At 72.8% G+C, this 23,859-nt stretch carries 21 protein-coding genes and 1 tRNA gene; 12 read left to right on the top strand and 10 right to left on the bottom strand.

The features are described from left to right. A partial coding sequence (locus APR03_RS10415; RefSeq protein WP_253835416.1) for an ABC transporter ATP-binding protein occupies positions 1–605 on the bottom strand: 605 nt, incomplete at its 3' end. Positions 606–768: 163 nt separating this feature from the next. Continuing rightward, positions 769–3,105 (bottom strand): trehalose-phosphatase, encoded by a 2,337-nt coding sequence (gene otsB / locus APR03_RS10410; protein WP_253835414.1) that lies wholly within the window; start codon positions 3,103–3,105, stop codon positions 769–771. Between the two features lie 175 nt (positions 3,106–3,280). Between otsB and APR03_RS10405 the strand changes: the two genes are divergently transcribed. The 3 genes from APR03_RS10405 to APR03_RS10395 all read left to right on the top strand — a co-directional run bounded on the left by APR03_RS10405 (position 3,281) and on the right by APR03_RS10395 (position 6,216). Continuing rightward, positions 3,281–5,080, top strand: a complete 1,800-nt coding sequence (locus APR03_RS10405) for a serine/threonine-protein kinase (RefSeq protein WP_253835406.1) — start codon at positions 3,281–3,283, stop codon at positions 5,078–5,080. A 110-nt stretch (positions 5,081–5,190) separates the two neighbouring features. Further along, a complete protein-coding gene (locus tag APR03_RS10400) occupies positions 5,191–6,051 on the top strand; it encodes a DsbA family protein (protein ID WP_253835404.1) in 861 nt (286 codons plus the stop codon). Positions 6,052–6,140: 89 nt separating this feature from the next. Then, positions 6,141–6,216 (top strand) — tRNA-Thr (locus APR03_RS10395). Between the two features lie 648 nt (positions 6,217–6,864). Here the strand turns inward: APR03_RS10395 and APR03_RS10390 are convergent. Continuing rightward, entirely contained in the window at positions 6,865–7,098 is a 234-nt protein-coding gene (locus APR03_RS10390; protein WP_253835402.1) for a hypothetical protein, read from the bottom strand. Positions 7,099–7,361: 263 nt separating this feature from the next. Here APR03_RS10390 and APR03_RS10385 point away from each other — a divergent pair, with 263 nt between their 5' ends. Beyond that, positions 7,362–7,982: a shikimate kinase gene (locus APR03_RS10385; RefSeq protein ID WP_253835400.1), complete on the top strand. Its 621-nt coding sequence runs from the start codon at positions 7,362–7,364 to the stop codon at positions 7,980–7,982. A gap of 57 nt (positions 7,983–8,039) precedes the next feature. On the opposite strand, the gene APR03_RS10380 is transcribed toward APR03_RS10385, so the two are convergent. Further along, the gene (locus APR03_RS10380) at positions 8,040–9,587 is read right to left on the bottom strand and encodes an MFS transporter (RefSeq protein WP_253835398.1); all 1,548 of its coding nucleotides are present in this window, start codon (positions 9,585–9,587) and stop codon (positions 8,040–8,042) included. A gap of 114 nt (positions 9,588–9,701) precedes the next feature. Next, on the bottom strand, positions 9,702–10,553 hold the full coding sequence (locus APR03_RS10375; RefSeq protein ID WP_253835396.1) for an SGNH/GDSL hydrolase family protein: 852 nt from the start codon (positions 10,551–10,553) through the stop codon (positions 9,702–9,704). 165 nt (positions 10,554–10,718) lie between these two features. On the opposite strand from APR03_RS10375, the gene APR03_RS10370 reads away from it, so the two are divergent. The 6 genes from APR03_RS10370 to groL all read left to right on the top strand — a co-directional run bounded on the left by APR03_RS10370 (position 10,719) and on the right by groL (position 16,577). Next, positions 10,719–11,381 (top strand): uracil-DNA glycosylase, encoded by a 663-nt coding sequence (locus APR03_RS10370; protein ID WP_253835458.1) that lies wholly within the window; start codon positions 10,719–10,721, stop codon positions 11,379–11,381. Continuing rightward, positions 11,378–11,734 (top strand): DUF3263 domain-containing protein, encoded by a 357-nt coding sequence (locus APR03_RS10365; protein WP_253835395.1) that lies wholly within the window; start codon positions 11,378–11,380, stop codon positions 11,732–11,734. The genes APR03_RS10370 and APR03_RS10365 overlap by 4 nt, the downstream gene beginning before the upstream one ends. 42 nt (positions 11,735–11,776) lie before the next feature. Next, on the top strand, positions 11,777–12,418 hold the full coding sequence (locus tag APR03_RS10360; RefSeq protein WP_253835393.1) for a LytR C-terminal domain-containing protein: 642 nt from the start codon (positions 11,777–11,779) through the stop codon (positions 12,416–12,418). A 208-nt stretch (positions 12,419–12,626) separates the two neighbouring features. Continuing rightward, positions 12,627–12,830, top strand: a complete 204-nt coding sequence (locus APR03_RS10355) for a cold-shock protein (RefSeq protein ID WP_119141903.1) — start codon at positions 12,627–12,629, stop codon at positions 12,828–12,830. Positions 12,831–13,259: 429 nt separating this feature from the next. After that, positions 13,260–14,756, top strand: a complete 1,497-nt coding sequence (locus APR03_RS10350) for a phytoene desaturase family protein (RefSeq protein ID WP_253835391.1) — start codon at positions 13,260–13,262, stop codon at positions 14,754–14,756. Positions 14,757–14,948: 192 nt separating this feature from the next. After that, complete coding sequence (gene groL / locus APR03_RS10345; RefSeq protein WP_253835389.1) at positions 14,949–16,577, top strand: chaperonin GroEL; 1,629 nt, start codon at positions 14,949–14,951, stop codon at positions 16,575–16,577. 108 nt (positions 16,578–16,685) lie between these two features. Here the strand turns inward: groL and APR03_RS10340 are convergent, their stop codons facing one another. From APR03_RS10340 to APR03_RS10325, 4 genes are all read right to left on the bottom strand, one after another. Continuing rightward, positions 16,686–16,970, bottom strand: a complete 285-nt coding sequence (locus APR03_RS10340) for a WXG100 family type VII secretion target (RefSeq protein WP_253835386.1) — start codon at positions 16,968–16,970, stop codon at positions 16,686–16,688. Positions 16,971–17,128: 158 nt separating this feature from the next. Next, positions 17,129–17,833: an HD domain-containing protein gene (locus tag APR03_RS10335; RefSeq protein ID WP_253835384.1), complete on the bottom strand. Its 705-nt coding sequence runs from the start codon at positions 17,831–17,833 to the stop codon at positions 17,129–17,131. A 100-nt stretch (positions 17,834–17,933) separates the two neighbouring features. Beyond that, positions 17,934–19,385, bottom strand: a complete 1,452-nt coding sequence (locus APR03_RS10330; RefSeq protein WP_253835382.1) for a sensor histidine kinase — start codon at positions 19,383–19,385, stop codon at positions 17,934–17,936. Further along, on the bottom strand, positions 19,378–20,103 hold the full coding sequence (locus tag APR03_RS10325; RefSeq protein WP_253835374.1) for a response regulator transcription factor: 726 nt from the start codon (positions 20,101–20,103) through the stop codon (positions 19,378–19,380). The genes APR03_RS10330 and APR03_RS10325 overlap by 8 nt, the downstream gene beginning before the upstream one ends. A 119-nt stretch (positions 20,104–20,222) precedes the next feature. Here APR03_RS10325 and APR03_RS10320 point away from each other — a divergent pair, with 119 nt between their 5' ends. Next, positions 20,223–20,816, top strand: a complete 594-nt coding sequence (locus APR03_RS10320) for an NYN domain-containing protein (RefSeq protein ID WP_253835372.1) — start codon at positions 20,223–20,225, stop codon at positions 20,814–20,816. A 26-nt stretch (positions 20,817–20,842) separates the two neighbouring features. Next, a complete protein-coding gene (locus APR03_RS10315) occupies positions 20,843–21,634 on the top strand; it encodes a carbonic anhydrase (protein ID WP_253835369.1) in 792 nt (263 codons plus the stop codon). A gap of 13 nt (positions 21,635–21,647) precedes the next feature. Here APR03_RS10315 and APR03_RS10310 read toward each other — a convergent pair whose 3' ends face one another. Next, a complete protein-coding gene (locus APR03_RS10310; protein WP_253835368.1) occupies positions 21,648–23,852 on the bottom strand; it encodes a TPM domain-containing protein in 2,205 nt (734 codons plus the stop codon). Positions 23,853–23,859 lie beyond the last annotated feature (7 nt).

Genomic DNA, 23,859 nt, shown 5'->3' with positions numbered 1-23,859 from the left:
ATCGTGAGGGCCTCGGTCTGGTCGTGGGTCACGTAGACCGTGGTCACGCCCAGGCGGCGCTGCAGGGAGGCGATCTGGGTGCGGGTCTGCACGCGCAGCTTGGCGTCCAGGTTGGACAGGGGCTCGTCCATGAGGAAGACCTGGGGCTGGCGCACGATGGCGCGGCCCATGGCCACGCGCTGGCGCTGGCCACCGGAGAGGGCCTTGGGCTTGCGGTCCAGGTACTCGGTCAGGTCGAGGATCTTGGCGGCTTCCTCGACACGCTGGCGGATCTCGGCCTTGGGGGTGCCGGCGATCTTCAGGGCGAAGCCCATGTTGTCCGCGACCGACATGTGCGGGTACAGGGCGTAGTTCTGGAACACCATCGCGATGTCGCGGTCCTTGGGCTGCACGTCGGTGACGTCGCGGTCACCGATGAAGATGTGCCCGCCGTTGACGTCCTCCAGACCCGCCAGCATCCGCAGAGAGGTGGACTTGCCGCAGCCGGACGGGCCGACGAGGACGAGGAACTCGCCGTCCTCGATCTCCAGGTTCAGCTGGTCGACGGCCGGGCGCTCCGTGCCCGGGTAGACGCGCGTCGCGTGGTCAAAGGTGACCGTAGCCATGAGAAAACATCCCTCCACCGGCAGGTACGTGCCGGACGATCCGTTGTGGTCGGGTGTCGTTGCTTCCACTTGCGTGTCTGCGGTGACACTGTTGCAGCGCGATCGTACCCCGCATCGTCAAGATCCTGGTATCGGCCAGGTCACGGCGGGGTCAGGCCGCGTCTCAGTCCTCTCCCCGCAGCGTCCGCGCCAGGTCGGCGAGCACGGCGGCGAGCGCGTCCGGGTCGGGCACCCGGTGCGAGGCGAGCGTGTCGCCCGTGCCGACCTTGATCGTCAGGTCGCCCGACTCGAGCGCACCGAAGGCGTTCTCGTCGGTCGTGTCGTCGCCCGCGTACAGCACGCGCACCTTCTCGACGCCGAGCTCGGCCGCGACCGTGCCGCGCAGGCGGCGCAGCGCCTCGCCCTTGCTCGTGGTCACCACCGACACCTCGACGACGTCCTTGCCGTGCATCGCCGGCAGGCCCAGGTTGGCGGCCACCTCGTCGGCGGCCACGGTGATGGCGGCGGCGTCGTCCACGCTCGCCAGCCGCGTGTGCACGACGGCGGCGGCGGGCTTGACCTGCACCCACGCGCCCTCCCGGCCCGAGACCGCGGACTCGAAGCCCGCGACCAGCGCGTCGAGCTGGCCGGACTGCGTGGTGCTGAGGTGGAACGGGACCTGCTCCACTCCGGTGCTCGTGGCGCGCCCGGCCTCGGCCCCGTGGCTGCCCACGAGGAACGTGCCGTCCGGGGCGACGGTGCGTTCCGCCAGGTCGGACAGGTCCCGGCCCGAGACGAACGCGAGCCGCACGGGCCCCTCCTGCGTGAGCGCGTGCACCTGCTCGACGGCGGCGCGTGCGGCGGGGGTCATGGCGGACGCCTTGGGGTCGTCGACCAGCGGCGCCAGGGTCCCGTCGAAGTCGCACGCGAGCAGCCAGCCCGTGGCGGGCTTCCGGCGTCGGCCGTTGCCGTTGTTCATGCGCGCGGCGAGGCGGCCGCCCCGCGCGGGGGCACCCTCGGGCACCGTCGTGAAGGCGGTCAGGGCGTCCTGGAGGTTGTGGTGGCGCGGCTCGGCGGCGCGCGGGTCCACGGTGAGGGGCCGGGCGGGCACGGCGGTGAGCACGCCGAGGAAGGACTCCGACCACTTGGCGACGTCGTCGGCCAGGACCTTGCGGCGCAGGCGGCGCATGCGCCGCCGCTGCTCCTTGGGGTCCATCGTGGCGGCGGCCACGATGATGTCCTTCATGCCGTCGATGTCGTGCGGGTTGACCAGCAGCGGTCCGGGGGACAGCTCGTCTGCGGCGCCGGTGAACTCGCTCAGCACCAGCGCGCCGCGGTCGTCGGAGCGGGCCGCGATGTACTCCTTCGCGACGAGGTTCATGCCGTCGCGCAGGGACGTCACCAGCAGCACGTCCGCCGCCAGGTAGAGGGCCGCCATCTCCTCGGGCGGGTAGGAGTGGTGCAGGTAGTGGATGGCCGAGTGGCCCAGCTCGCCGTACTCGCCGTTGATGCGGCCCACCAGGACCTCGACGTGCTCGCGCAGCTCCTGGTAGGCGCCCACGTTCTCGCGGCTCGGGCTGGCCACCTGCACGAGCGTGTGGTGCTCGACGTCGAGGCGGCCGTCGTCGAGCAGCTCGCCGTACGCCTTGATGCGGTGCCGGATGCCCTTGGTGTAGTCGAGGCGGTCGACACCGAGCATGAGGATGTCGGGGTTGCCGAGGTCGGCCTTGATCTCCTTGGCGCGGGCCTGGACCTCGGGGGTGCGCGCCAGGGTGTCGAACCGGCGGGAGTCGATGGAGATGGGGAACGACGACGCGCGCACGTGCCGGCCGGGCCGCCCGTCGGCGTCCGGGATGGTGATGACGGGGCCGCGCGTGGTGTACCCGGTGAGACGGCGCGCCGACCGCACGAAGTTCGCGGCGTCGCCGTTGCGCTGGAAGCCCACGAGGTCGGCGCCCAGCAGGCCGTCGATGATCTGCCGCCGCCACGGGAGCTGCGCGAACAGCTCGACCGGGGGGAACGGGATGTGGTCGAAGAACCCGATGCGCAGGTCGGGGCGCAGGTCGCGCAGCATGCGGGGGACCAGCTGGAGCTGGTAGTCGTGCACCCAGACCACGCCGCCCTCGGCGGCCTGCTCGGCGGCGGCGTCGGCGAAGCGCTGGTTCACGCGGCGGTACGCGTCCCACCACTGGCGGTGGTAGGCGGGCGGCGCGATGACGTCGTGGTAGAGCGGCCAGAGGGTGTCGTTGGAGAAGCCCTCGTAGTAGCGCTCGATCTCCGTGGCGCTGAGCGTCACGGGCACCAGCAGCATCCCGTCGGCCGTGAACGGCTCGTGCGCCAGGTCGGGGGCGCCGGACCAGCCCACCCAGGCGCCGTCGGCGTCCCGCATCACGGGCTCCAGGGCGGTGACGAGGCCGCCCGGTGACCGCTGCCAGGTGAGGTCGCCGTCCGGGCCGACCGAGAAGTCGACCGGGAGCCGGTTCGCGACGACGACCAGATCGTACCCGTCTTTACCCGGCAATGTACTGCTCCTTGGCTGTAGAAGAGTCACGCTGTCCTGCGTCAAGACTACCGAGGTCTTGTACCTGGTCAGGGTAACGAGATCTGTTTCACTCGCGTCCCGGGCCCGTCCCGGTGCTGGTCAACGCACCGAGCCTGGCGGGCACCGCCTGTGCGCGGCCGATACCGTGTGCCTCATGGAGGAGGCGGAGACCTCGGTCGTGGGCGTACCTGCCGCCGGCGCACAGCTCGGCGGGTACACGGTCGTGCGCGAGATCGGGTCGGGCGCCATGGGCGCCGTGTACCGGGCGGTCGACGGCGGCGGCAGCGCCGTCGCGCTCAAGATGCTGCACCGCCACCTCGACGACCCGGCCGCCCGCGAACGCCTGCGCCGCGAGGCCGCCGCGCTGCAGGGCCTGCGCCACCCCGCCGTCGCGCGGGTGCTGGACGCCGAGCTGGAGGGGCCGGACGCGTTCATCGTCACCGAGCTCGTCGAGGGTCCCACGCTCGAGGAGGAGATCGACGAGCGCGGCCCTCTCGACCCCCGCGACCTGTTCGAGCTCGCCGACCAGCTCGCCGACGCGCTGGAGGCCGTGCACGGCACCGGCGTGGTGCACCGGGACCTCACGCCGTCGAACGTGCTCATCGCGCGGACCGGGCCCGTGCTCATCGACTTCGGGCTCGCTCAGGGTCCGAACGACCCCCGCGCCACGCGCACCGGCTTCGTCATGGGCACGCCCGGTTACCTCGCGCCCGAGCTGCTCGACGGCGCCGAGCCCGGCCCGGACACCGACTGGTGGTCGTGGGCCGCCGTGCTCGCGTTCGGCGGCACCGGGCGCGCGCCGTTCGGTGTCCGCCCCACCGAGCTGGTGCTGCGCCGGTCACGGCAGGGCGACGCCGACCTCGACGGGCTGCCGCCGCGCGCCGAGCGGGCCCTGCGCGCCGCCCTGCGGGCCGTGCCCGCCGAACGCTGGGGACCGGACGAGGTGGCCCGGGCACTCAAGGCCGAGTCGGAGGCGTTCGTCGCCCGGACGGAGGACGCCGACGGCCCCCAGACGGTCGTGCTCGGCGGGTCGGCGGCCACGGCCGAGACCACGGCCGACGTCGGTTCCACGCGGGTCATGCCCGACGGCGTCCCGGTCGGACGCCCGCCCGTCTCCGCCGCCGCGGGCGGCACGGGGGTAGGCGTCGCGGCCGGCGCAGCGGCCCGCCGCCGCGGCGCCGTCGGCGGGGTCACCGACCTCGCCGCCACGCCCGCCGGCCAGGTCCGCGGACGCTCGGTCACCGGACGCGCGGTCGGAGCGCCGCGGCCCGCGCCGCCGTCGGTCGCACCCCCGTCCCTCGACCCCGTAGCGGTGAGCCCCGCGCGCGTCCGCGGTTTCGCGGGCGTTCTCCTCACCGCCGGGCTGGCCCTGGTGGCGCTCGCCGCGACCGCGCCCGGCATCGCCGTCGTGACGCTCGTCGCCGCCCTGGTCGTGGCCCGCCTCGCGGGCATCGCGGTCGACGAGTTCCGCAGCCGGCGTGCGCGCCGCGGGCCCACGCGGTCCGACGCGCTGGTCGCGACGCTGCTCTCGCCCTGGCACCTCGTGCGCGCCGTGTTCGGCGTGCTGCCCGCCGCGGCCGTCGGCGTCTGCGCGGGCGTCATCGTCGTGCTGATCGGCCTGGCCGTGTTCGGCCCGGGCAACGTGATCATCGCGCCCGAGCCCTCCATCGAGGCGCGGTCGCTGGGCGGGGTGAACCGGCAGATCGTGGACAGTCTCGTGCTCGCGGTGGCCATGCTCGTCACGGTGCTGGTCACCTGGTGGGGCCCGGCGTCGTACGGGACGCGGATGGGCGCCGGACCGCTCCTGCGCCGGATCGCGCCCTCGTGGCGCGTCAAGGCGGTGCTCGTGGTGGTGCTGCTGGCGCTCGCCGTGCTGGCCGCGGCCCCGCTGTTCGACGGCGCCGTCGACGTGCTCTGGTGGCCCCTGGGCGCCCGGCCCGAGGTCACCTGGTAGCGGGTCCGGATCGTAACGAAACGTCCAGGGCTCTCCCAGCGAGCGCTAGTAGTCTTACCTGAGGCGCGTGTCGCGCCTCGCCCCATTGGCCCGCATCTCGAAGGACCCCGATGTCGACGAATCAGACCAAGGCGCAGCGCCGCGACGCGGCCCGTGCCGAGGCCCTCGCTCTCCAGAAGAAGCAGCAGTCCCGCGAGAAGCGCAACCGGATCCTCGTGCTCGGCGGGCTCGCGCTCGCCGTCATCGCGCTCGGTGTCGCGATCTGGCTGATCGTCGCGGAGGGTCAGAAGACCCCCATGGAGAAGGTCGAGAACATCCCCGCAGGTGTCGTCGAGCAGACGGGGATCCCCGTGGGGGCCGACGGCGCCGCCGGCACCGAGAACGAGGGCGCCAAGACGCTCGACGTGTACGTCGACTACATGTGCCCGATCTGCGGTCAGTTCGAGTCGCTGAACGGCGCGAGCATCACGGAGATGCGCGAGGCCGGTGACGTCACGCTGGTGGTGCACCCGATCTCGATCCTGGACCGCACCTCGAAGGGCACCGAGTACTCCACGCGGGCCGCCGCCTCGGCCGCCTGGGTGGCCGACCGGGCGCCCGAGCAGTTCAACGCGTACCACGAGGCGCTGTTCGCCAACCAGCCGGAGGAGCAGACCGCGGGTCTGACGGACGAGCAGCTCGGCCAGATCGCAGGGGACGCCGGCGTGCCGGTCGACGTCGCCTCGGGCATCTCGAGCGGCGACGCCATGGACACCTACGAGGAGTGGGTCACGGCCGCCACGCAGGTCGCGAGCGACGACCCCGCCGTCATCAACCCGGAGACCGGCGGCCTGGGTACGCCCACCGTGCTGATCGACGGCGAGCGCTTCAACGGCTGGCAGGCCGTCGGCGCCCTGACCGAGGCGATCACGGGCGAGGCGCCGCCGTCGGACGCGCCGTCGACGGAGCCCTCCACCGAGCCGTCCGAGTGACGACACTGCGGTAACGGCGGGGTCCCGGGCCGAGGCCCGGGGCCCCGCCCTTCCCTCCCGGGCCGGAACCGTTAGGCTGTTCCCCGCCCGCCGCCTTAGCTCAGCTGGTAGAGCTCCCGCCTTGTAAGCGGAAGGTCGTCGGTTCGAACCCGACAGGCGGCTCCACGCAGCACAGCAGGCCGGTACCTTTCGGTGCCGGCCTGCTGTCGTACCCGGGGCCGGAGAGCGGGCCGTGCCTGACGAAATGCCTGACTACGCATCGGACCATCCGTGTCTCCGCGACGCTGAGCAGGGACACCCATCGGTGTCCATCTCTCCGATGTCGAGGTGTCGCGAAGCGGCGCTCTGCGTGCATCGGCTACGCCACGACTCGGCGCCGTAGCTCGAGCGTTCGGCCGGAGCGGACGTGGTCACGGAGCCCGGTCGGTTTCAGCAGGCGAAACGCCTCACCCGCCACTAACCCCTTCTTTTGCGGCACCGCATTCACCACCAGGAATAGCGTCGAGCGCACACGAAGACGTGTGAGCCGAAAGACCATAGGAGGTCACGCCATGCCGAACTACTGCGTGAACAAGAATGCTCAGTCCAACGGGGACTACGAGGTGCACGACCTGGCATCCACCAGGAGGTGCCTCCCGTCTCCAAGCAACCGGCTCAACCTTGGCTACTTCGCGTCGTGCAGCGGCGCAGTAGCCGAGGCCAAGCGGCGGGGCTACAGGATGGCCAACGGATGCGCCCACTGCGTGCCCGCCTGTCACACGCGCTGAGCATCGGGCGGGCCGGAGTACCTGCGTTTGCCGTTCATGTCGAGTACTACCAGCCCATGTCCCGAGCGACCTCCTGGCGAGCCACGTCGATCTCTCCCCGCGACGCCGAGATGACGTCGGTGTCTTGCTCGAACCGCGACAGCAGATCCACCAGCGCCTGCTTCTCTGCAGGGTGCGAAATGGGTACGGCATTCAGATCGACGGTCATGAGCCAGTCAAAGAGAACGACGGCGTCAGCTCGCCAGAGGTTGAGGCGAACTGTTGGCAGCTCGGGGTCCATGGCTTGATGATCGCAGGCCCACCGGTGGGCGTTAGCTCTCGCGCCTCAGGTGGGCGCCTGCCGGAATCAAGAGCCCGAGGGATGCGGCGCGGCTCCTATGCCGGGAGCATGGCTGGGCACTTGCCCGCGTTCTTGCATGACAGGTAGGCAAAGACTCCGATCGAAGCCGCAGGAGGCCTGGACGCTCGCGCGATGGCCGGTACCTTTCGGTGCCGGCCTGCTGTCGTACCCGGGGCCGTCGTCCGACACCCGCAGGAGGCCCCGTGTCGCGCCCCGTCGCTCCTGAGCACGCCCGGACCGTGGTCCTCGTGGGCCCGCTCGCCGCCGGCAAGTCGACGCTCGGCGGGCTCGTCGCCGCACGTCTCGGTCGGCCGTTCGTCGACGTCGACGAGGTGTCCTGGACGTACGGGCAGGAGGTGGGCTGGACCCTGGAGCGGCTGCTCGCGCGGGACGAGGCCGTCGGCTGGCTCGCGGCCGAGGCCGAGTGGGAGCCGGCCCGCGCGCACGCCGTGGAGCGGGTGCTGGGCGACCATCCGGGTGCCGTCGTCGCGCTGGGGGCCGGGTACACGAGCTTCACCGACGCCGCGCACGGCGAGCGGGTGCGGGCGGCCCTGGGGCGGGCGGGGCACGTCGTGCACGTACGTCCCAGCCCCGACCCGGCCCGCTGCGTGGCGGTGCTGCGGGAGCGTGCGCGCCGGACCCGCGGCCGGGACTGGCTCATCGAGGGCCACGACTTCATCGCCGGGTGGGTGGCCGACCCGCTGCCGGCCGAGGTCGCCACGGCGACTGTGTACACGGACGGCGTGGACCCGGAGGAGTCGGCGGAGGCGGTCGTCCGCCTGCTCGCTGAGCCAGACCTCGCCGACGTCGGTCAGCTGCCCTGAGATCGGTCGCTCGAACGACCGATCTCAGGGCAGGCGACCGAACTGGCTGCAGGAGCCTCAGTGGCTCGATCCGTAGGCCGACGACTCCGAGCCCGGACCGTACCGGCGCAGCAGCACCGTGGTGAGCACCGAGCCCACAGCCAGTACGCCCGCGCAGACGATCATGACCACCTCGTAGCTGTTCCCGAACGCCTGGAACGCGGCGTCGAGCACCTCCGGGCCGGTGCCCTCGGCGGTGAGGGCGTCCGTCATGGAGCGGGCGGCCTCCGGGGGCGCGCCCTCGGGCAGGCGGACGGTCAGGGTGTAGACCGTGGTCAGCAGCGAGCCGAGCAGCGCGACGGCGGCCAGGCTGCCGAACTCGTAGGACACCTCCTCGACCGACGACGCCATGCCCGCCCGGCGAGCCGGCGCGTTGCCGATGATCGCGGTCGAGGCCACCGACATCGCGGCGCCGAGGCCGAGCCCCGTCACGAGCAGCCCGCCGAGCAGCCAGAACAACCCGTGCTCCACGCCCACGAGCGTCCAGCCGACGCCGATGGCGCCCACGCCCAGACCGCCGCCGATCAGCACCCGCAGGCCCACGACGTGCAGGAACATGCCACCGAGGAGCGACGACGGCAGCGAGCCCGCCGCGACGGCCGCCACCAGCAGGCCCGACTCCAGGGGCGAGAAACCCGTCACGAGCTGGAACCGCTGCGTGGTGGCCAGCTGCAGGCCGCCCATGGCGAACATGGCGATGGTGGCCGCCAGCACGCCGGAGGCGAAGGCGGCGTTGCGGAAGATCGACAGGTCCAGCAGCGGGAAGGGCAGACGGCGCTGCCGGCGCACGAACACCCACCACGCGACGACCGTGGTGAGCGCCGCGGCGAGGAGCACGGTGCCGTCCCGCTCCGTCCGCGCGACCTCCTTGATGAGCACGGTCAGCCCGACCAGCGTCACCAGCGCCTCCACCGACGAGATGAAGTCCCAGCGGACGTCGGGGTGCGGGTCGTCGGCGGGCGCGACGGCGACCCCCACCACCGCCGCCACGACCACGACCGGCACGTTCACCAGGAAGATCGAGCCCCACGCGAAGTGCTCGAGCAGGGCGCCCCCCACGATCGGCCCGAGCGCGCCGCCCACCACCGAGAGGCTGCCCCACACGCTGATCGCGATGTTGCGCTCGCGTTCGTCCGGGAAGGACACCCGGATCAGCGCCAGCGTGGCGGGCATCATCGCCGCGGCACCCACCGCCAGCAGGCCGCGCGCCGCGATCAGCACCTCCGGGGTGGGCGCCGTCGCCGCCATGAAGGACGCCAGCCCGAACACGATGAGCCCGGACAGGAACATGCGCCGGTGCCCCAGCCGGTCGCCCAGCGTGCCCGTGCCGAGCAGGAGCCCCGTCATCACGAGCGGGTAGGCGTTGATGATCCACAGGCTCTCCGACCAGGTCGCGTCGAGCTCGCGGGTCAGGGTGGGCAGCGCCGTGTAGAGGATCGAGTTGTCGAGGGTGATCAGCAGCAGGCCCGTGCCCACGGTCACCAGGAGCGTCCAGCGGCGCCGGCGGCCGAGGTGCGGCGTGCCCTCGGTGAGCGGGGTGCTCGTGGTCATGATCGTCTCTACCATCCACCGGTCCTCGGGCGCAGCACGGGCGGGCGCCCGTATATGACGACGGAGGCTCCCCGGCGTACCGGGAAGCCTCCGAGATTCACCCTGGGAAGTGTACGGTGACGTGCGGCGTCATGCGCGCGGCCACGACTGCGGCGTCGGCCACTTCGCGGACCGGCCGTCACCGCTGGAGGTGCCCGTCAGGCGGCGCTTGACCCACGGCCCCACGTGCTCGCGCATCCACGCGGCGTTGGCCCGCGCCGAGTCGCGGAACGCCACGGGCGGGGCGGCGTCCAGGGGGGTGTCGTAGGCGGCGTCCTCGGGCTCCAGGCCGAGCGCGACCAGCGCCGCGTTCGCCACCCGCTGGTGGCCCTCCGGAGTGAGGTGGATGCGGTCGGCGGACCAGAGGCGCAGGTCGCCCAGCGCCCGCATGCCCCACAGGTCCAGCACGTGCGCGCCGTGCCGGCGCGCGATGGACCAGACGTTGGCGTTGAAGACGCCCACCCGGCCGTTGGTCCAGCTCAGGGACCCGCCCGCCTTGAACCCGGTGCCCATCAGGACGTCGGCCCCGGTCGCCCGGAGCGCGACGACGGCGTCCTCCAGTGCTGCCGAGATCGCGTCGACGTCCGCCGCGGGCCGCAGGATGTCGTTGCCGCCGCCCACCAGCGAGACGAGATCCGGGCGCGCGTCGACCGTGATGTCGAGCTGCTCGGCGACGATCGGGCGCAGCTTGCGCCCGCGGATCGCGAGGTTCGCGTACTCCAGCGGGGCCTCACCGGCGGCGATGCGCCGTGCGGACAGCAGCGCCGCCAGATTGTCCGCCCAACCGCGCTGCACGTCCGGGGCGTCGGGGTACGGGTCCCACAGGCCCTCCGTGAAGGAGTCGCCCATGGCGACGTACCGCGCCCAGCGGACGGGGGACGTGGGGACGTCGGTCGAGGGGCCTTCCGGGTCTGGGGTCGTCGATGCGCTCACGGCGTTCATTGTCGCGCCGGGGCCCCGCCGTGTACCTGCTACTCGGTCGGACAGGCGTGTGACGGCTGGCACAGGCTGTCCGTGTCGGTGGCTCCCGGTAGCCTCCTGGACGTGGAGACCACCGTGAACCCGACACCCCCTGCAGAGGCCGCCGAGGCGCCGACCCCGTCGCCGTTGTCGCAGGTCATCGCCCCGGACTGGGCCGAGGCGCTCGCCGACGTGGAGCCGCGCATCCATGCCATGGGCGACTTCCTGCGCGCCGAGGTCGCGGCAGGGCGCACCTACGTGCCCGCGGGGGAGAACGTGCTGGCGGCGTTCAAGCGGCCGCTCGCGGACGTGCGGGTGCTCATCGTCGGCCAGGACCCGTACCCGACGCCGGGTCACGCCATGGGCCTGTCGTTCTCGGTCCAGCCGGACGTGCGGCCCGTGCCGCGGTCGCTGGCCAACATCTACCAGGAGCTGCAGGCCGACCTCGGTGTGCCGCTCCCGTCCAACGGCGACCTGCGCCCGTGGGCCGACCAGGGCGTCATGCTGCTGAACAGGACGCTCACCTGCCGGCCCGGCTCCTCCGACTCGCACGCCGGCAAGGGCTGGGAGGCCGTCACGGAGGCGGCGATCCGCGCGCTCGTGGCCCGGGGCGGGCCGCTCGTGGCGATCCTGTGGGGAGCGAAGGCCCGCAACCTGAAGCCGTGGCTGGGTGACGTGCCCGTCGTCGAGAGCGCGCACCCGTCCCCCCTGTCGGCGCGCAGCGGCTTCTTCGGGTCCCGTCCGTTCTCCCGGGCGAACGCGCTCCTGGAGCAGCAGGGCGCCCAGCCGGTCGACTGGCGCCTTCCGTGAGGGACTCCCTGCTGCACGTCGCCGACGTCCCGGTCACCGAGGAGGCGCCGTCGGGTGCCTCCGAGGCGGTCCGGGACGTCGAGCCCGCCGCGCCCCGGACCGAGCTCTCGGACCGCGACCGCGAGATCCTCGCGTTCGAGCGGAGATGGTGGAAGTACGCGGGCGCGAAGGAGGAGGCGGCACGCGAGCTGTTCGGGATGACGGCCACCCGGTATTACCAGGTGTTGAATGCGCTGATCGACTCCCCGGCCGCCCTCGAGCACGACCCGATGCTGGTCACACGGCTGCGCAGGCTCCGCGCGACCCGGCAGCGGAGCCGTTCCGGGCGCCGTTTGGCCGACGAGAACCACTGAGACGGCACCGATCCGTCACAACGACCCGCTACTCTCTCTGCCGTGACGAAGAGTGGCTACCCCTACCCGCCCGACGAGTTCGACGTCGCCGTCCCCGGGGGCGCACCTGTGGGTGTGCACCGCGCGCCGCGCAGCGGTTGGAGCTCGGCCTGGCCGTTCCTGCTCGTCGCCGTCGTGTGCGCCGCCGTGGCGTGGGGCGGCATCACACTGCTGTCGGGAGGTGACGACCCGGCAGAGGCGTCGGGTGGCGCGTCGCCCTCGACGTCGGCCTCGGCGCCGCCGAGCAGTTCCCCCAGCCCTTCGCCGTCGACCTCCCAGTCCGCACCCGCGGCCCAGTACCCCGGTGACCCCGCCAAGGCGAACAAGTCCGCCGAGACGATCATCGGTGTGTACAACAACGGCGGCGAGGGTATGGACGGCATGGCGACCGTTGCCCAGACCAACCTCCAGGCGGCCGGGTTCGAGGGCCAGATCGAGCCGAAGAACACCGGGGTCGAGGGTGGCCCGGCCGCCGGCTCGGTCACCGCGAACACGGTGCTCTACGGCGGCGACCGCGCGGACACGGCGACCGCGATCGCACAGACGCTCGGCATCGACGCCGCCAACGTGAAGCCGTCCGAGGACGTCTCCGCGCACCCGACCGAGGGTGTGTGGGTGATCCTGGTGACTCCGCTGGCGGGCTGACAGGCTGGCGGATGTTGTCGCCAACTTGTACCACTACCTTGATATTCGCTTACCGGAGTCGCCGCGCGGCGCTCTGACCTGCGCGTTCGCCCTGCGCTTAATGCCTCATACCGGACATAGAGGGTTCCCTGGTGTGAGCCGGACCACTAGGCTCGAACCACCACGGGTCGACCGAGTGTCCCGTGCAGAGGTACAAGGAGAACTACGCATGGCCCAGGGCACCGTCAAGTGGTTCAACGCCGAGAAGGGGTACGGGTTCATCACCCCGGACGCCGGCGGCCAGGACCTTTTCGTTCACTACAGCGCGATCCAGACCGACGGTTACCGGTCCCTCGATGAGGGTCAGAACGTCGAGTACGAGGTGGGGCAGGGGCAGAAGGGTCCGCAGGCAGAGCAGGTTCGTCCGCTCTGATATCGATGGGACGACGGGCGGGAAGGGCCCGCCCGTCGCCCGCCGAACTCCCCCCACAGGACTGCCGGGACCCAGACCCCGGCGTCCGACCCCCGGCGGCCGACGACGACCGCCCTCGTACTTCACCGGACGACGATGCCCGGCCCACGAGCAGCCGCCCCGTACCGCGGCTGCTCGTTCCGTTGCGCGGGACCCCCGCCCGCGCCGCCGCCGTCGTCCCGCACTGCTGCCCGCGCCCCGCCGCCCCGTCCCGCCGCCCCGCCCCGACGCCGGCCGCACAACTTCTCTTCGAGACCGAGGTTGCTTCGCTTTGACGCGCCTCAAAGCGAAGCAACCTCGGTCTCGAAGGGGAGGGGCGGCGGGCGGGCGACGCGCCGTGCGACCGATGTCACCGACCACATCCCGGGCTCCTCGTGATTCGATGGAGCGATGACCCTGCTCGACGCGGTTGTGGTGGGCTCCGGGCCCAACGGCCTGGCGGCCGCGGTGACGCTCGCCCGCGCCGGGATGGGGGTGCGGGTGCTCGAGGCGCAGCCGACGGTCGGCGGCGGCTCACGCACCGTCCGGGTCCCGGAGCTCGCCGACGACCTGCTCTTCGACCTCTGCTCCGCCGTGCACCCCATGGCCTGGGCGTCACCGTTCCTGCGCGCCTTCGACCTCGGCGCGCGCGGCGTCGAGCTGGTCGCCCCGGAGGTCGCCTACGCACAGCCCATCGACGGGGGCCGGGCCGGGCTGGCGTTCCGCGACCTCGACCGGACCGCCGAGCGCCTCGGGCCCGACGGCGACGCCTGGCGCGACCTGCTCGGCCCGCTCGCCGAGCAGTGGAGGCAGGTCACGGCCCTCGCCCTCGGTGACAAGCGGACGGTCCGCGGCATGCTGGCCGGGGTGAGCGGGCCTGCGGCCCTCGCCTCGATGGTGGGGCCCGGGCTACGGTTCGGCTCGGCCGTGCTCGAGCAGGGTGGCCCGCGCTGGGACCGGCGGTTCCTCACCGAGGAGGCGAAAGCCCTGCTCACCGGGGTTGCGGCGCACAACATCACGCCCCTGCCGTCGCTCGGCGGCGCGGGCACGGCGCTGCTCCTGGCGGCGCTCGCGCACGCGGACAGCGGGTGGGCGATCCCTGTCGGCGGGTCGCAGGTGATCATCGACGCGCTGGTCCGCGACCTGGAGGCGCACGGTGGCACGGTCGAGACCGGGCGCCGGGTCGCGAGCTGGTCGGACCTGCCGCCGGCCCGCGCCGTCCTGTTCGACACGACGCCGGCCACCGCGCTGGCCGTGGCCGGCGACCGGATCGGCCGCGCGCGCCGGGCGGCCCTGCGGCGGTTCCGGTACGGCAACGCCGCGGCCAAGGTCGACTTCGTCCTGTCGGGTCCCGTGCCGTGGCGCGTGCCCGACGTCGGCCGGGCCGCGACCGTGCACGTGGGCGGGACCCGGGCCGAGATGGTGATCGCCGAGGACACCGTGGCCAACGGGCTGCACGCCGACCGGCCGACCGTGCTGGTGAGCGACCCGTCGGTGGCCGACCCGGGCCGGGTCCGCGGTGGCGTCCGGCCGCTGTGGGCCTACGCGCACGTGCCGGCGGGGTCGCCGCAGGACGTCACGGACGAGGTCGTCCGGCAGATCGAGCGGTTCGCGCCGGGGTTCCGCGACGTCGTCGTCGGCTCGCGGTGCATCCCTGCCGCGGAGATGGAGCGGCACAACGAGAACTACCCGGGGGGTGACATCTCCGCCGGCGCCGCCACGATGTGGCAGATGATCGCCCGGCCGACGTCCGCGCCCGACCCGTACCTGCTGGCCGAGGGGGTGTACCTCTGCTCGGCGTCGACCCCGCCCGGGCCAGGTGTGCACGGGATGGGTGGCTGGCACGCGGCCCGGCGGGCGCTGCGCCGCGAGTTCGACGTGCGCTCCGAGCCCTCCTTGCGGCCGTGAGCGAACGGGCGGGCCGCGTCTTGCACTCTCCAGGCCAGAGTGCCAATAATGTCTTAGCACTCTCCGTTGGAGAGTGACAGCAGGGTCGAACGGTGAGGCTTCTGCCGCGGCGAGACGTGATCGTCGGGGTGGTTGTCGTCCGTCGCGGGCACCGGCCGGCCTGGACAAGCCACCAGCGGAGGATTCATCCCCATGGCCAAGATCATCGCTTTCGACGAGGAAGCTCGTCGGAGCATGGAGCGCGGGCTCAACCAGCTCGCCGACACCGTGAAGGTCACGCTCGGCCCCAAGGGCCGCAACGTCGTTCTGGACAAGAAGTGGGGCGCCCCCACGATCACGAACGACGGTGTCTCCATCGCCAAGGAGATCGAGCTCGACGACCCGTACGAGAAGATCGGTGCGGAGCTCGTCAAGGAGGTCGCCAAGAAGACGGACGACGTCGCGGGTGACGGCACCACCACCGCCACCGTGCTCGCCCAGGCGCTCGTCAAGGAGGGCCTGCGTGTCGTCGCCGCCGGCGCCAACCCGATCGCCGTCAAGCGCGGCATCGAGAAGGCCGTCGAGGCTGTCACCGAGCAGCTCCTGAACGCCGCCAAGGAGATCGAGACCAAGGACGAGATCGCCGCCACGGCCGCGATCTCGGCCGGCGACCCGGCGATCGGCGAGCTCATCGCCGAGGCCCTCGACAAGGTGGGCAAGGAAGGCGTCATCACCGTCGAGGAGTCGAACACCTTCGGCCTGGAGCTCGAGCTCACCGAGGGCATGCGCTTCGACAAGGGCTTCCTCGCCCGCTACTTCGAGACGGACCCCGAGCGCCAGGAGGCCGTGCTCGAGGACCCGTACGTCCTGATCGTCGAGTCGAAGATCTCGAACGTCAAGGACATGCTGCCGCTGCTCGACCAGGTCATGAAGTCGGGCAAGTCGCTCCTCATCATCGCCGAGGACGTCGAGGGCGAGGCCCTGGCGACCCTGGTGCTGAACAAGATCCGTGGCACCTTCAAGTCCGTCGCCGTCAAGGCCCCGGGCTTCGGCGACCGCCGCAAGGCCATGCTGCAGGACATCGCGATCCTGACCGGCGGCCAGGTCATCACCGAGACGGTGGGCCTCAAGCTGGAGAACGCCACGCTCGAGGAGCTCGGCCAGGCGCGCAAGGTCGTCGTCACCAAGGACGAGACCACGATCGTCGAGGGTGCCGGCGACGCCGACCTCATCGCCGGTCGCGTGAACCAGATCCGCAGCGAGATCGACAAGTCGGACTCCGACTACGACCGCGAGAAGCTGCAGGAGCGCCTCGCCAAGCTGGCCGGCGGCGTGGCCGTCATCAAGGCCGGTGCGGCCACCGAGGTGGAGCTCAAGGAGCGCAAGCACCGCATCGAGGACGCCGTCCGCAACGCGAAGGCCGCCGTCGAGGAGGGCATCGTCGCCGGTGGTGGCGTGGCCCTCATCCAGGCCGGTGCCGTCGCGTTCTCGAAGCTGGAGCTCGAGGGTGACGAGGCGACGGGTGCCTCGATCGTGCGTGCCGCGATCGACGCCCCGCTGAAGCAGATCGCCGTGAACGCCGGCCTCGAGGGCGGCGTCGTGGCGGAGAAGGTGCGCAACCTCCCCTCCGGTCAGGGCCTGAACGCCGCGACCGGTGACTACGAGGACCTGCTGGCCGCGGGCGTCAACGATCCGGTCAAGGTGACGCGCTCCGCGCTGCAGAACGCCGCGTCGATCGCCGCGCTGTTCCTCACCACCGAGGCTGTCGTCGCCGACAAGCCGGAGCCCGTCTCGGCCCCGGCCGGCGACCCGTCCGGTGGCATGGGCGGCATGGACTTCTGAGTCCGGCCTGACCCCTCGGGCCTCGGCCCGGGAACCCGTCCGACGCCGGTCGGTCACCCCCTCACGCGGAGGGTGACCGGCCGGCGTCGGCCGTTTCGGCGCCGACCCTCAGGAGAACATCCGGGTCGCCGCGGCCTCCGCCTCCGCATAGGTGCGCGCCGCCGTCGCGAGAGCGGTCTGGATCGCGTCCAGGGCCGCCTCCACCTGCGCCTGCGCGCCGCGCCACTGGCCCACCGTGCCGCCGAAGGCGGCGGCCGCGGGGCCCTGCCAGGTGGCCTGCAGCGCGTCGAGGTTGCGCACCAGCGCCCCTACCTCCGTGCGCACCGCCGCCACCGACCCCGCGACCGCCGCGCTCGCCTGCGCCACCTGCTCGCTGTCCACCTGGAACCGCATGGTCCTCACCTCCCGTGCGCCGGCCCGTCCGGCGTCTTCCCGACCGTAGGCAGGGCTGGCCGGACGCCGGGGCTCCGCCGGGCGGGTCTGTGCACAGGCGAGGGAAGACCGAGGGTGTGGTCCCGCTCGGACCGCTGTGCGGCCGTGCCAGGGGCCGGTCAGGGCGCGGTGAGCTGCGCCTGTTCCTTGCGCAGCCGGTGCAGCTCCATGTCGAGGTTCTGCCGCGCGGGCTCCTCCCACGCGGCGCCCATCGGGCTGAGGAACAGCGACTTGCGCGCGAGCAGCCGCTCGATGACGCGGATCCGCGCGCGGAGGTAGTCCTCGGGCGGGATGTGCGCGTACTCGGCGCGGACCGCGGACTTGTACTCCTTGTAGCGCTGGGGCTCGGCGGCCAGCATCGCCAGGTCGGCGTCGTTGAGCACCGCGGCGTCGAAGTCCGCCGGGTCCGGCGCGTGCCGCACGATGGCGTTGACCAGCTCCGCGACCCGGTCCGCCGCCCGCGCCGGCACGCCCAGGGTGGTCAGCTCGTCGTGCGCCAGCACCGCTGACTCCGTGGACTGCTCACCGCCCTGCGAGGCGTCGGCGACCTTGCGCTCGGCGCTGAACACCGCGCCGTGGTACCACGCGGCGAGGCGCACCAGGTCCGGCTCGTGGGTCTCCTCGGCGAGCTCGTCCACGCGGTGCAGCACCGAGGCCAGGTGACGCAGGTTGTGGAAGTGCCGGTGCTCGTCGGACCACCGGTCGAGGAGCGCCTGGCCGACCTCCTCGATCGCGTCGGTGTCCGCCGTGGCGCCCGCGCCCGCAGCACTGCGGACGAAGGACTTGAGGAACCACTGCGGCGCGTCGGCCCCCAGCACGCCCATGTGATGTCCGCCTCACGGTCGAGATCGATGACTTGCGTTCTCAGCCTATTACCGGACGGGTCAGCCGCGGCTACCACCGTCTTGAACTCTGGTCAGCGTGTCACAGGGGGAGCGTGACCCGGACCGTCAGGCCGCCGCCGGCGGTGTCGGCCACCTCGACGTGACCGCCGTGCGTGCCGACGATCGCCGCGACGATCGCCATGCCCAGCCCCGAGCCGCCGGACTCGCGGGTGCGCGACGAGTCCGCCCGGTAGAACCGCTCGAAGATGCGCCGCCCCTGCTCCTCCGTGAGGCCGGCCCCGTGGTCGCGCACCTCGAGCACGGCGACGCCGTCGTCCGGCCGTGCGCCGAGCGCGATCTCGGCCGGCGTCCCTGCGGGCGTGTGCCGTGAGACGTTGCCGATGAGGTTGGTGACCACCTGCCGCAGGCGGTCGCGGTCGCCCTCCACGACGAGTGTGTCTGGCACGTCGTCGCCGTCGTCGAGCGCCGTCACGGTCACCTCGCGGGTCGGGTCGAGGGCGTGCAGGTCCTGGGCGGAGTCGTGCGCGAGGGCGACCAGGTCGACGTCCTCCCGGGCGATGGGGCGCCCCTCGTCGAGGCGTGCGAGCACCAGCAGGTCGTTGACGAGCGTGCCCATGCGGCGGGCGGCGTCCTCGATGCGGGTCATCGTGTCGTCGACCTTGTCGGGGCTGTCCAGGGCGCCCATGCGATAGAGCTCGCCGTAGCCGCGGATGGTCGCGACCGGGGTGCGCAGCTCGTGCGACGCGTCGGAGACGAACTGCCGCATCCGGGCCTCGGACGCCTCCTGTGCCGCGAACGCGCGCTCGATCTGGGCGAGCATCGCGTTGAGCGACGCCGCCAGCGACCCCATCTCGGTGCCCGGCGCGGCGGCCGGGACGCGCAGCGTGAGGTCGCCGGCCGCGATCTGCGCGGCCGTGGACTCCACGGACCGCAGCGAGCGGAGCGACCGCTCCACGAGCAGCCACGCCGTGAGCCCGCCGAGCAGCACGATGCCCAGGCCCGACATGATCAGGGTGCGGGTGACGATCGAGACGGTGTTGTTCATGCCCACCAGCGGCAGAGCGATGTAGACGACCGCCCGCTCGCCGGTCGGGTAGACGGCGGGCACGGTGACCACGCGCCAGGTGTCGGCGCCGGACCCGCTGCTCGTACCGCGGGTGGTGAACGGCTTGGGGTGGGCCGCCACCGCCTCGACGGCCTCGGCGTACGTGGTCTCGGGGAGCTGCGGGGCGCCGAACTGGGCGACGGCCCAGTACCCGAGGGTCTCGGGCTCGTTCCGCTCGCGCACGATCCGCACGTAGTAGTCGCTGGGCAGGCCCTGCTGCTGGGTGCTCGGCTGGAGGGAGTCCAGGGTGGAGGACAGGTTCAGCGCCGCGGACTCCAGGTCCTCGTCGACCTGGCCGACGAGGAAGGTGGAGACCACGGTCGTCGTCGTGATGCCCGCGATGCCCAGACCCGCTGCCAGGAGCAGCGAGATGATCGCGACGAGCCTGGCGCGCAGGGGTATACCGGCGAGTCGCTCCCTAAGCACGGGCAGGCTGCGGGGCGCGCAGCAGGTACCCCACGCCGCGCTTGGTGTGGATCAGGGGCGGCAGGGTCTCGCCGTCGACCTCGAGCGTGTCGATCTTGCGCCGCAGGTAGGAGATGTAGGACTCGACGATGTTGGCGTCGCCGCCCCAGTCGTACTGCCAGACATGGTCCAGGATCTGCGCCTTGGACAGCACGCGGCCGGAGTTGAGCATGAGGTAGCGCAGCAGCTTGAACTCGGTGGGCGACAGGTCCACCTCGACGCCGGCCCGCCGCACCTCGTGCGAGTCCTCGTCCATCTCGAGGTCGCCGACGTGCAGCACGGCCTCCTCCTCGGGGGCGGGCACGCCCGTGCGGCGCAGCACCGCGCGGATCCGCGCCACGACCTCCTCGAGGCTGAACGGCTTGGTCACGTAGTCGTCGCCGCCCACGGTCAGGCCCTGCACCTTGTCCTGGGTGTCGTCCTTCGCGGTCAGGAAGACGACGGGCGTGTGCCGGCCGGTGGCCCGCATCCGGCGCGTGACGGTGAACCCATCCATGTCGGGCAGCATCACGTCGAGCACCACGAGGTCCGGCTCCACGTCGCGGACGAGCTGGAGGGCGCCGTTGCCGTCCGCGGCCGCATGCACCTCGAAGCCCGCGAACCGCAGCGACGTGGACAGGAGCTCACGGATGTTCGGTTCGTCGTCGACGACGACGAGACGCGCCTCTGCAGTAGCCATGCATCCAGTGTGCTTCCGGTTCCTGGACGATGCCTGAGTTTCGCCCGGGAAATCGCCCGGGACGAACGGGCCGCCGGGACGTCCGGCCCGGAACCCCGTGCAGGGCTACGCTGTGTCGCATGTCAGCACCGTTCTCCCAGGACCCTGGGGCCACGCCCCGGCGCACGTATCTCATCGTCGACGGTGAGAACATCGACGCCACGCTCGGTATGAACGTGCTGAACCGCCGTCCGGCCCCCGAGGAGCGGCCGCGCTGGGACCGCATCTCCGGCTTCGCGCAGAAGGTCTGGTCGCAGGACGTCGTCCCGCTGTTCTTCCTCAACGCCACCTCGGGCCAGATGCCGATGCCGTTCGTGCAGGCGCTGCTCGCCATGGGCTACAAGCCGATCCCGCTGGCCGCGCAGGGTACGGAGAAGGTGGTCGACGTCGGTATCCAGCGCACGCTCGACGCGCTCCTGGACCGCCCCGGCGACGTGCTGCTCGCGAGCCACGACGGCGACTTCCTGCCGCAGATCGAGGCTCTGCTGGCCGACGACGACCGCCGGGTGGGCCTGCTCGGCTTCCGCGAGTTCGTCAACGCCCGGTTCACGGAGCTGGAGCAGCGTGGCCTGGTCATGTACGACCTGGAGGGCGACGCCGACGCCTTCACGACGATGCTGCCTCGCGTCCGGATCATCCCGATCGAGGAGTTCGACCCGCTTCGCTACCTTTAGGTCGGTCCGAGCGCATAATTCATCCCATGACGAAGCGTGCGCTGCCCGCCCTCCTGATCCTCCCCCTGCTCGCGTCCTGCGCGACCGGTCCCACGAACGGCGGCGACGCACCCCCGGCGGACACCGCCGAGGTGCACTGGACGTACGACGGCGACACCGGCCAGGACGCGTGGGGCGGCCTGTCGGACGACTTCGCGGCGTGCTCGTCCGGGAACGCCCAGTCCCCGATCGACCTGCCCGCGCATGCGGCCGAGACCACGCCGGAGCACCTGCGCGTCACGGCGGAGCCCACCGAGGCGGAGTCGGTGGACACCGGCCACACGGTCCAGCTCGTCCCCGAGGGGGCCGGCTCGGCCGTGGAGTGGGAGGGCCTCGACCACGACCTGGCGCAGGTGCACTTCCACGCTCCCTCCGAGCACACGGTGGACGGCGAGGCCCTGGCGGCCGAGTTCCACCTGGTGCACACCACGGCGGCCGGGGACACTCTCGTCGTCGGCGTGCTCGCACAGGAGGGGCCGGAGCAGAACGCCGCGTGGCAGCCGTTCGTCGAGGGTGCGGAGGCGCCCGGCACGGACGGCCTGGCGCTCGACGTCGAGGCGATGCTGCCGGCGGACCCGACCTTCGAGACCTACCTGGGCAGCCTCACGACGCCGCCGTGCACGGAGGGCGTCCGCTGGGTCGTGTACACGACGCCCGTCGAGCTGTCTGCCGACCAGCTCGCCGTGCTCGAGGAGGCCTCGCACGGGCACAACGCCCGCACGACGCAGCCGGAGGGCGACCGGCACCCCGCCGGGGGCACGGTGGTCCTGGCCCACTGAGGAGGGCGGACCGTCAGCGCCGGACCCTGAGCGACCCCAGCCGGCGCAGCGTGATCGGACGCCCGCCGCCGAACCCGCCCCCGCCGAACCCGCCGCCGATGCGCGCCGTGCTTGCGCGCCGGCGGGAGCGGACGAGGTTCGGGTCGAGCAGGATGCCGCCCAGCATCATGCCGCCCGTGATCGGGCCGTTCGCGTCGGCCACCGCGGCGCCGTCGTCCGGTTCCCCGGCTGCTGCGGCGGCAGCGGCAGCCGCGACGGCGGCGTCGGCGTCCGCCCGGGCGAGCCGCGCCGCCTCGAGCACCAGGGTGCTCGCGCGCTGGGCCTCGCCGAGCGCTCCCGCCGGGTCGGCGGGCTGGAGCGCGTGGGCGGCCTCGGACAGGCGGACGGCCTCGGCCAGCCGCGTCCGGGCCGTCGCGCCGACGGCGCCGCGGCGCGTCGCGACGAAGTCGGCGGTCTGCCGGAGCTGCTCGTCGACCCGGCCCAGCGTGTCGCGCAGCAGCGCAGACGCCCGGGCCTTGACCTCCGTGGTGTCGCGGGTGGACGCCAGGGCGGCGTCCAGGGAGCCCTCCGCCGCGGCGATGCGCTGCAGGCCGGCGAGCGGGTCGCCGCCCTGGCGCGTCACCTCGACGTGCTTGAGCGCGGCCTGCGCCGCGGTGCGTGCGAGGGTGACCCGGAAGTCGCCCTCGACGGACCGCGCCGACGTCACGTCCTGGGTGAGCGAGGCGACGGCCTTGTCCAGGCGGCTCGTGGCCAGCTCCAGGTGGGCGGCGGTCGCGTCGACGGCGTCGAGCAGCATGATCGCCTGGCCGAGCGCGTTCTGCGCCCCGCGGGCGTGCGAGACGGCGACGGCCTTCTGACCGGCCTCCAGCGCCGAGCGTCCCGCGGCCACCGCCTCCGTGGCGTTGGCGAGGAGCAGCTCGGCCTGCTCGGGGTTGCCCGAGACGAGCGCCAGCGTGCCGGACGGGTACGTCTGCGCGAGCTCCTCGAGCACCGACCGCGTGACGCCTACCCGGCCGGCGACCTCGGGTGCGCGGGCGACGACGTCGTCCAGCAGCTCGGGGGCGCGCTGCTGCAGGCGGCGCAGGTCGTCGAAGGCGCGGGTGCGCGCGTCGAGCGTGTCCGCGGCGCGTTCGCACAGCGCCAGGAGGTGGGCCAGCCGCTCCCGCCGGGCGGGGTCCTCGGGCTCGGTCTGCGGCGGCTCGGGCGACTCGCCCTCCGCCTCGTCGGCCCGCGCGGCCGCGATCGTGTCCAGCTCCTGCCGGATCGCGAAGGCCTCCCGCACGTCGGCCGTGGCGCGGGCGAGGATGAGCTCGAAGTCACGCGTCGCGTCGGCGCCCAGCTCCGCCCGGGCGAGGCCCAGCTCCTGCTCGCACGTCTTCAGGGCGTCGTCGATGCCGACCAGCGCGGCGGCCGCGCGCGCGTCCAGCTCGGCAGGGGTGAGGTGGGCCAGCTCGTCCGGCGTCGGGCCGGTGACGACGGGGGTGCGTCGCGCGAGGCGGGGCCGCAACCGCGGGACGCCGAAGCGCCACACGGCCCAGGCGAGCGCGGCGAGCAGCAGCACCGCGGCTGCCACGACGCCGGCCACGAGGAGCGGGGCCGGCCCGCCCGCGCCGGTCGCGCGGACGGCGTCGGCGGCGTCCGTCGCGGCGTCGGCCCAGCGCTCCGCCCCGACGGCGGCGGCGACCGCGTCGTCGATGCCGGCGAGCTGCGCGTCGGTGAGCGGCACGTTGGTGTCCGCGGACAGCCCGAACTCCTGGTCGGCCGTCGCGACGGCCAGCAGCAGGTCCTGCGTGCCGAAACCGGACTGGTTCGCGCTCGCGTTGGCCCAGTCCACGGGCTGCGTACCGTCGAAGCTCTCGATGTAGACCACGAACAGCCGCAGGTCGGACTCGTCGGCGAGGCGGTCCAGCGCGTCCTGCACGCCCTCGCGCTCGGCGTCGGTCAGCGCGTCCACGCCGTCCGTCACGGGGTCGGTGAGCCGGATCGGCGGCGAGGCCGGCAGCACGTCGGACATCATCTCGGCCTGCATCGCCGCCGTGAGGCTCGGCGACACGGACGGCCGCGGCTCGGCGGGCGCCGTGACGGTCGCGTTCGCGACCTGGGAGCCGGCTGCCAGCACGACGCCGGCCGCGCCCGCGAACGCGGCCAGCGTCCAGCCCCGGGAGGGCCGGGAACCGCCTTCGCGCGCGTGCTCGTGTGTTGCGGGGGACTCGGTCACGTCCCTG

Origin of the sequence: Promicromonospora thailandica (genome assembly GCF_024171955.1) — a bacterium.
In the GTDB taxonomy this organism is placed as follows: domain Bacteria; phylum Actinomycetota; class Actinomycetes; order Actinomycetales; family Cellulomonadaceae; genus Promicromonospora; species Promicromonospora thailandica.
The sequence above is the reverse complement of the archived record's forward strand: the minus strand, read 5'-3'. Positions and strand labels throughout refer to the sequence as shown.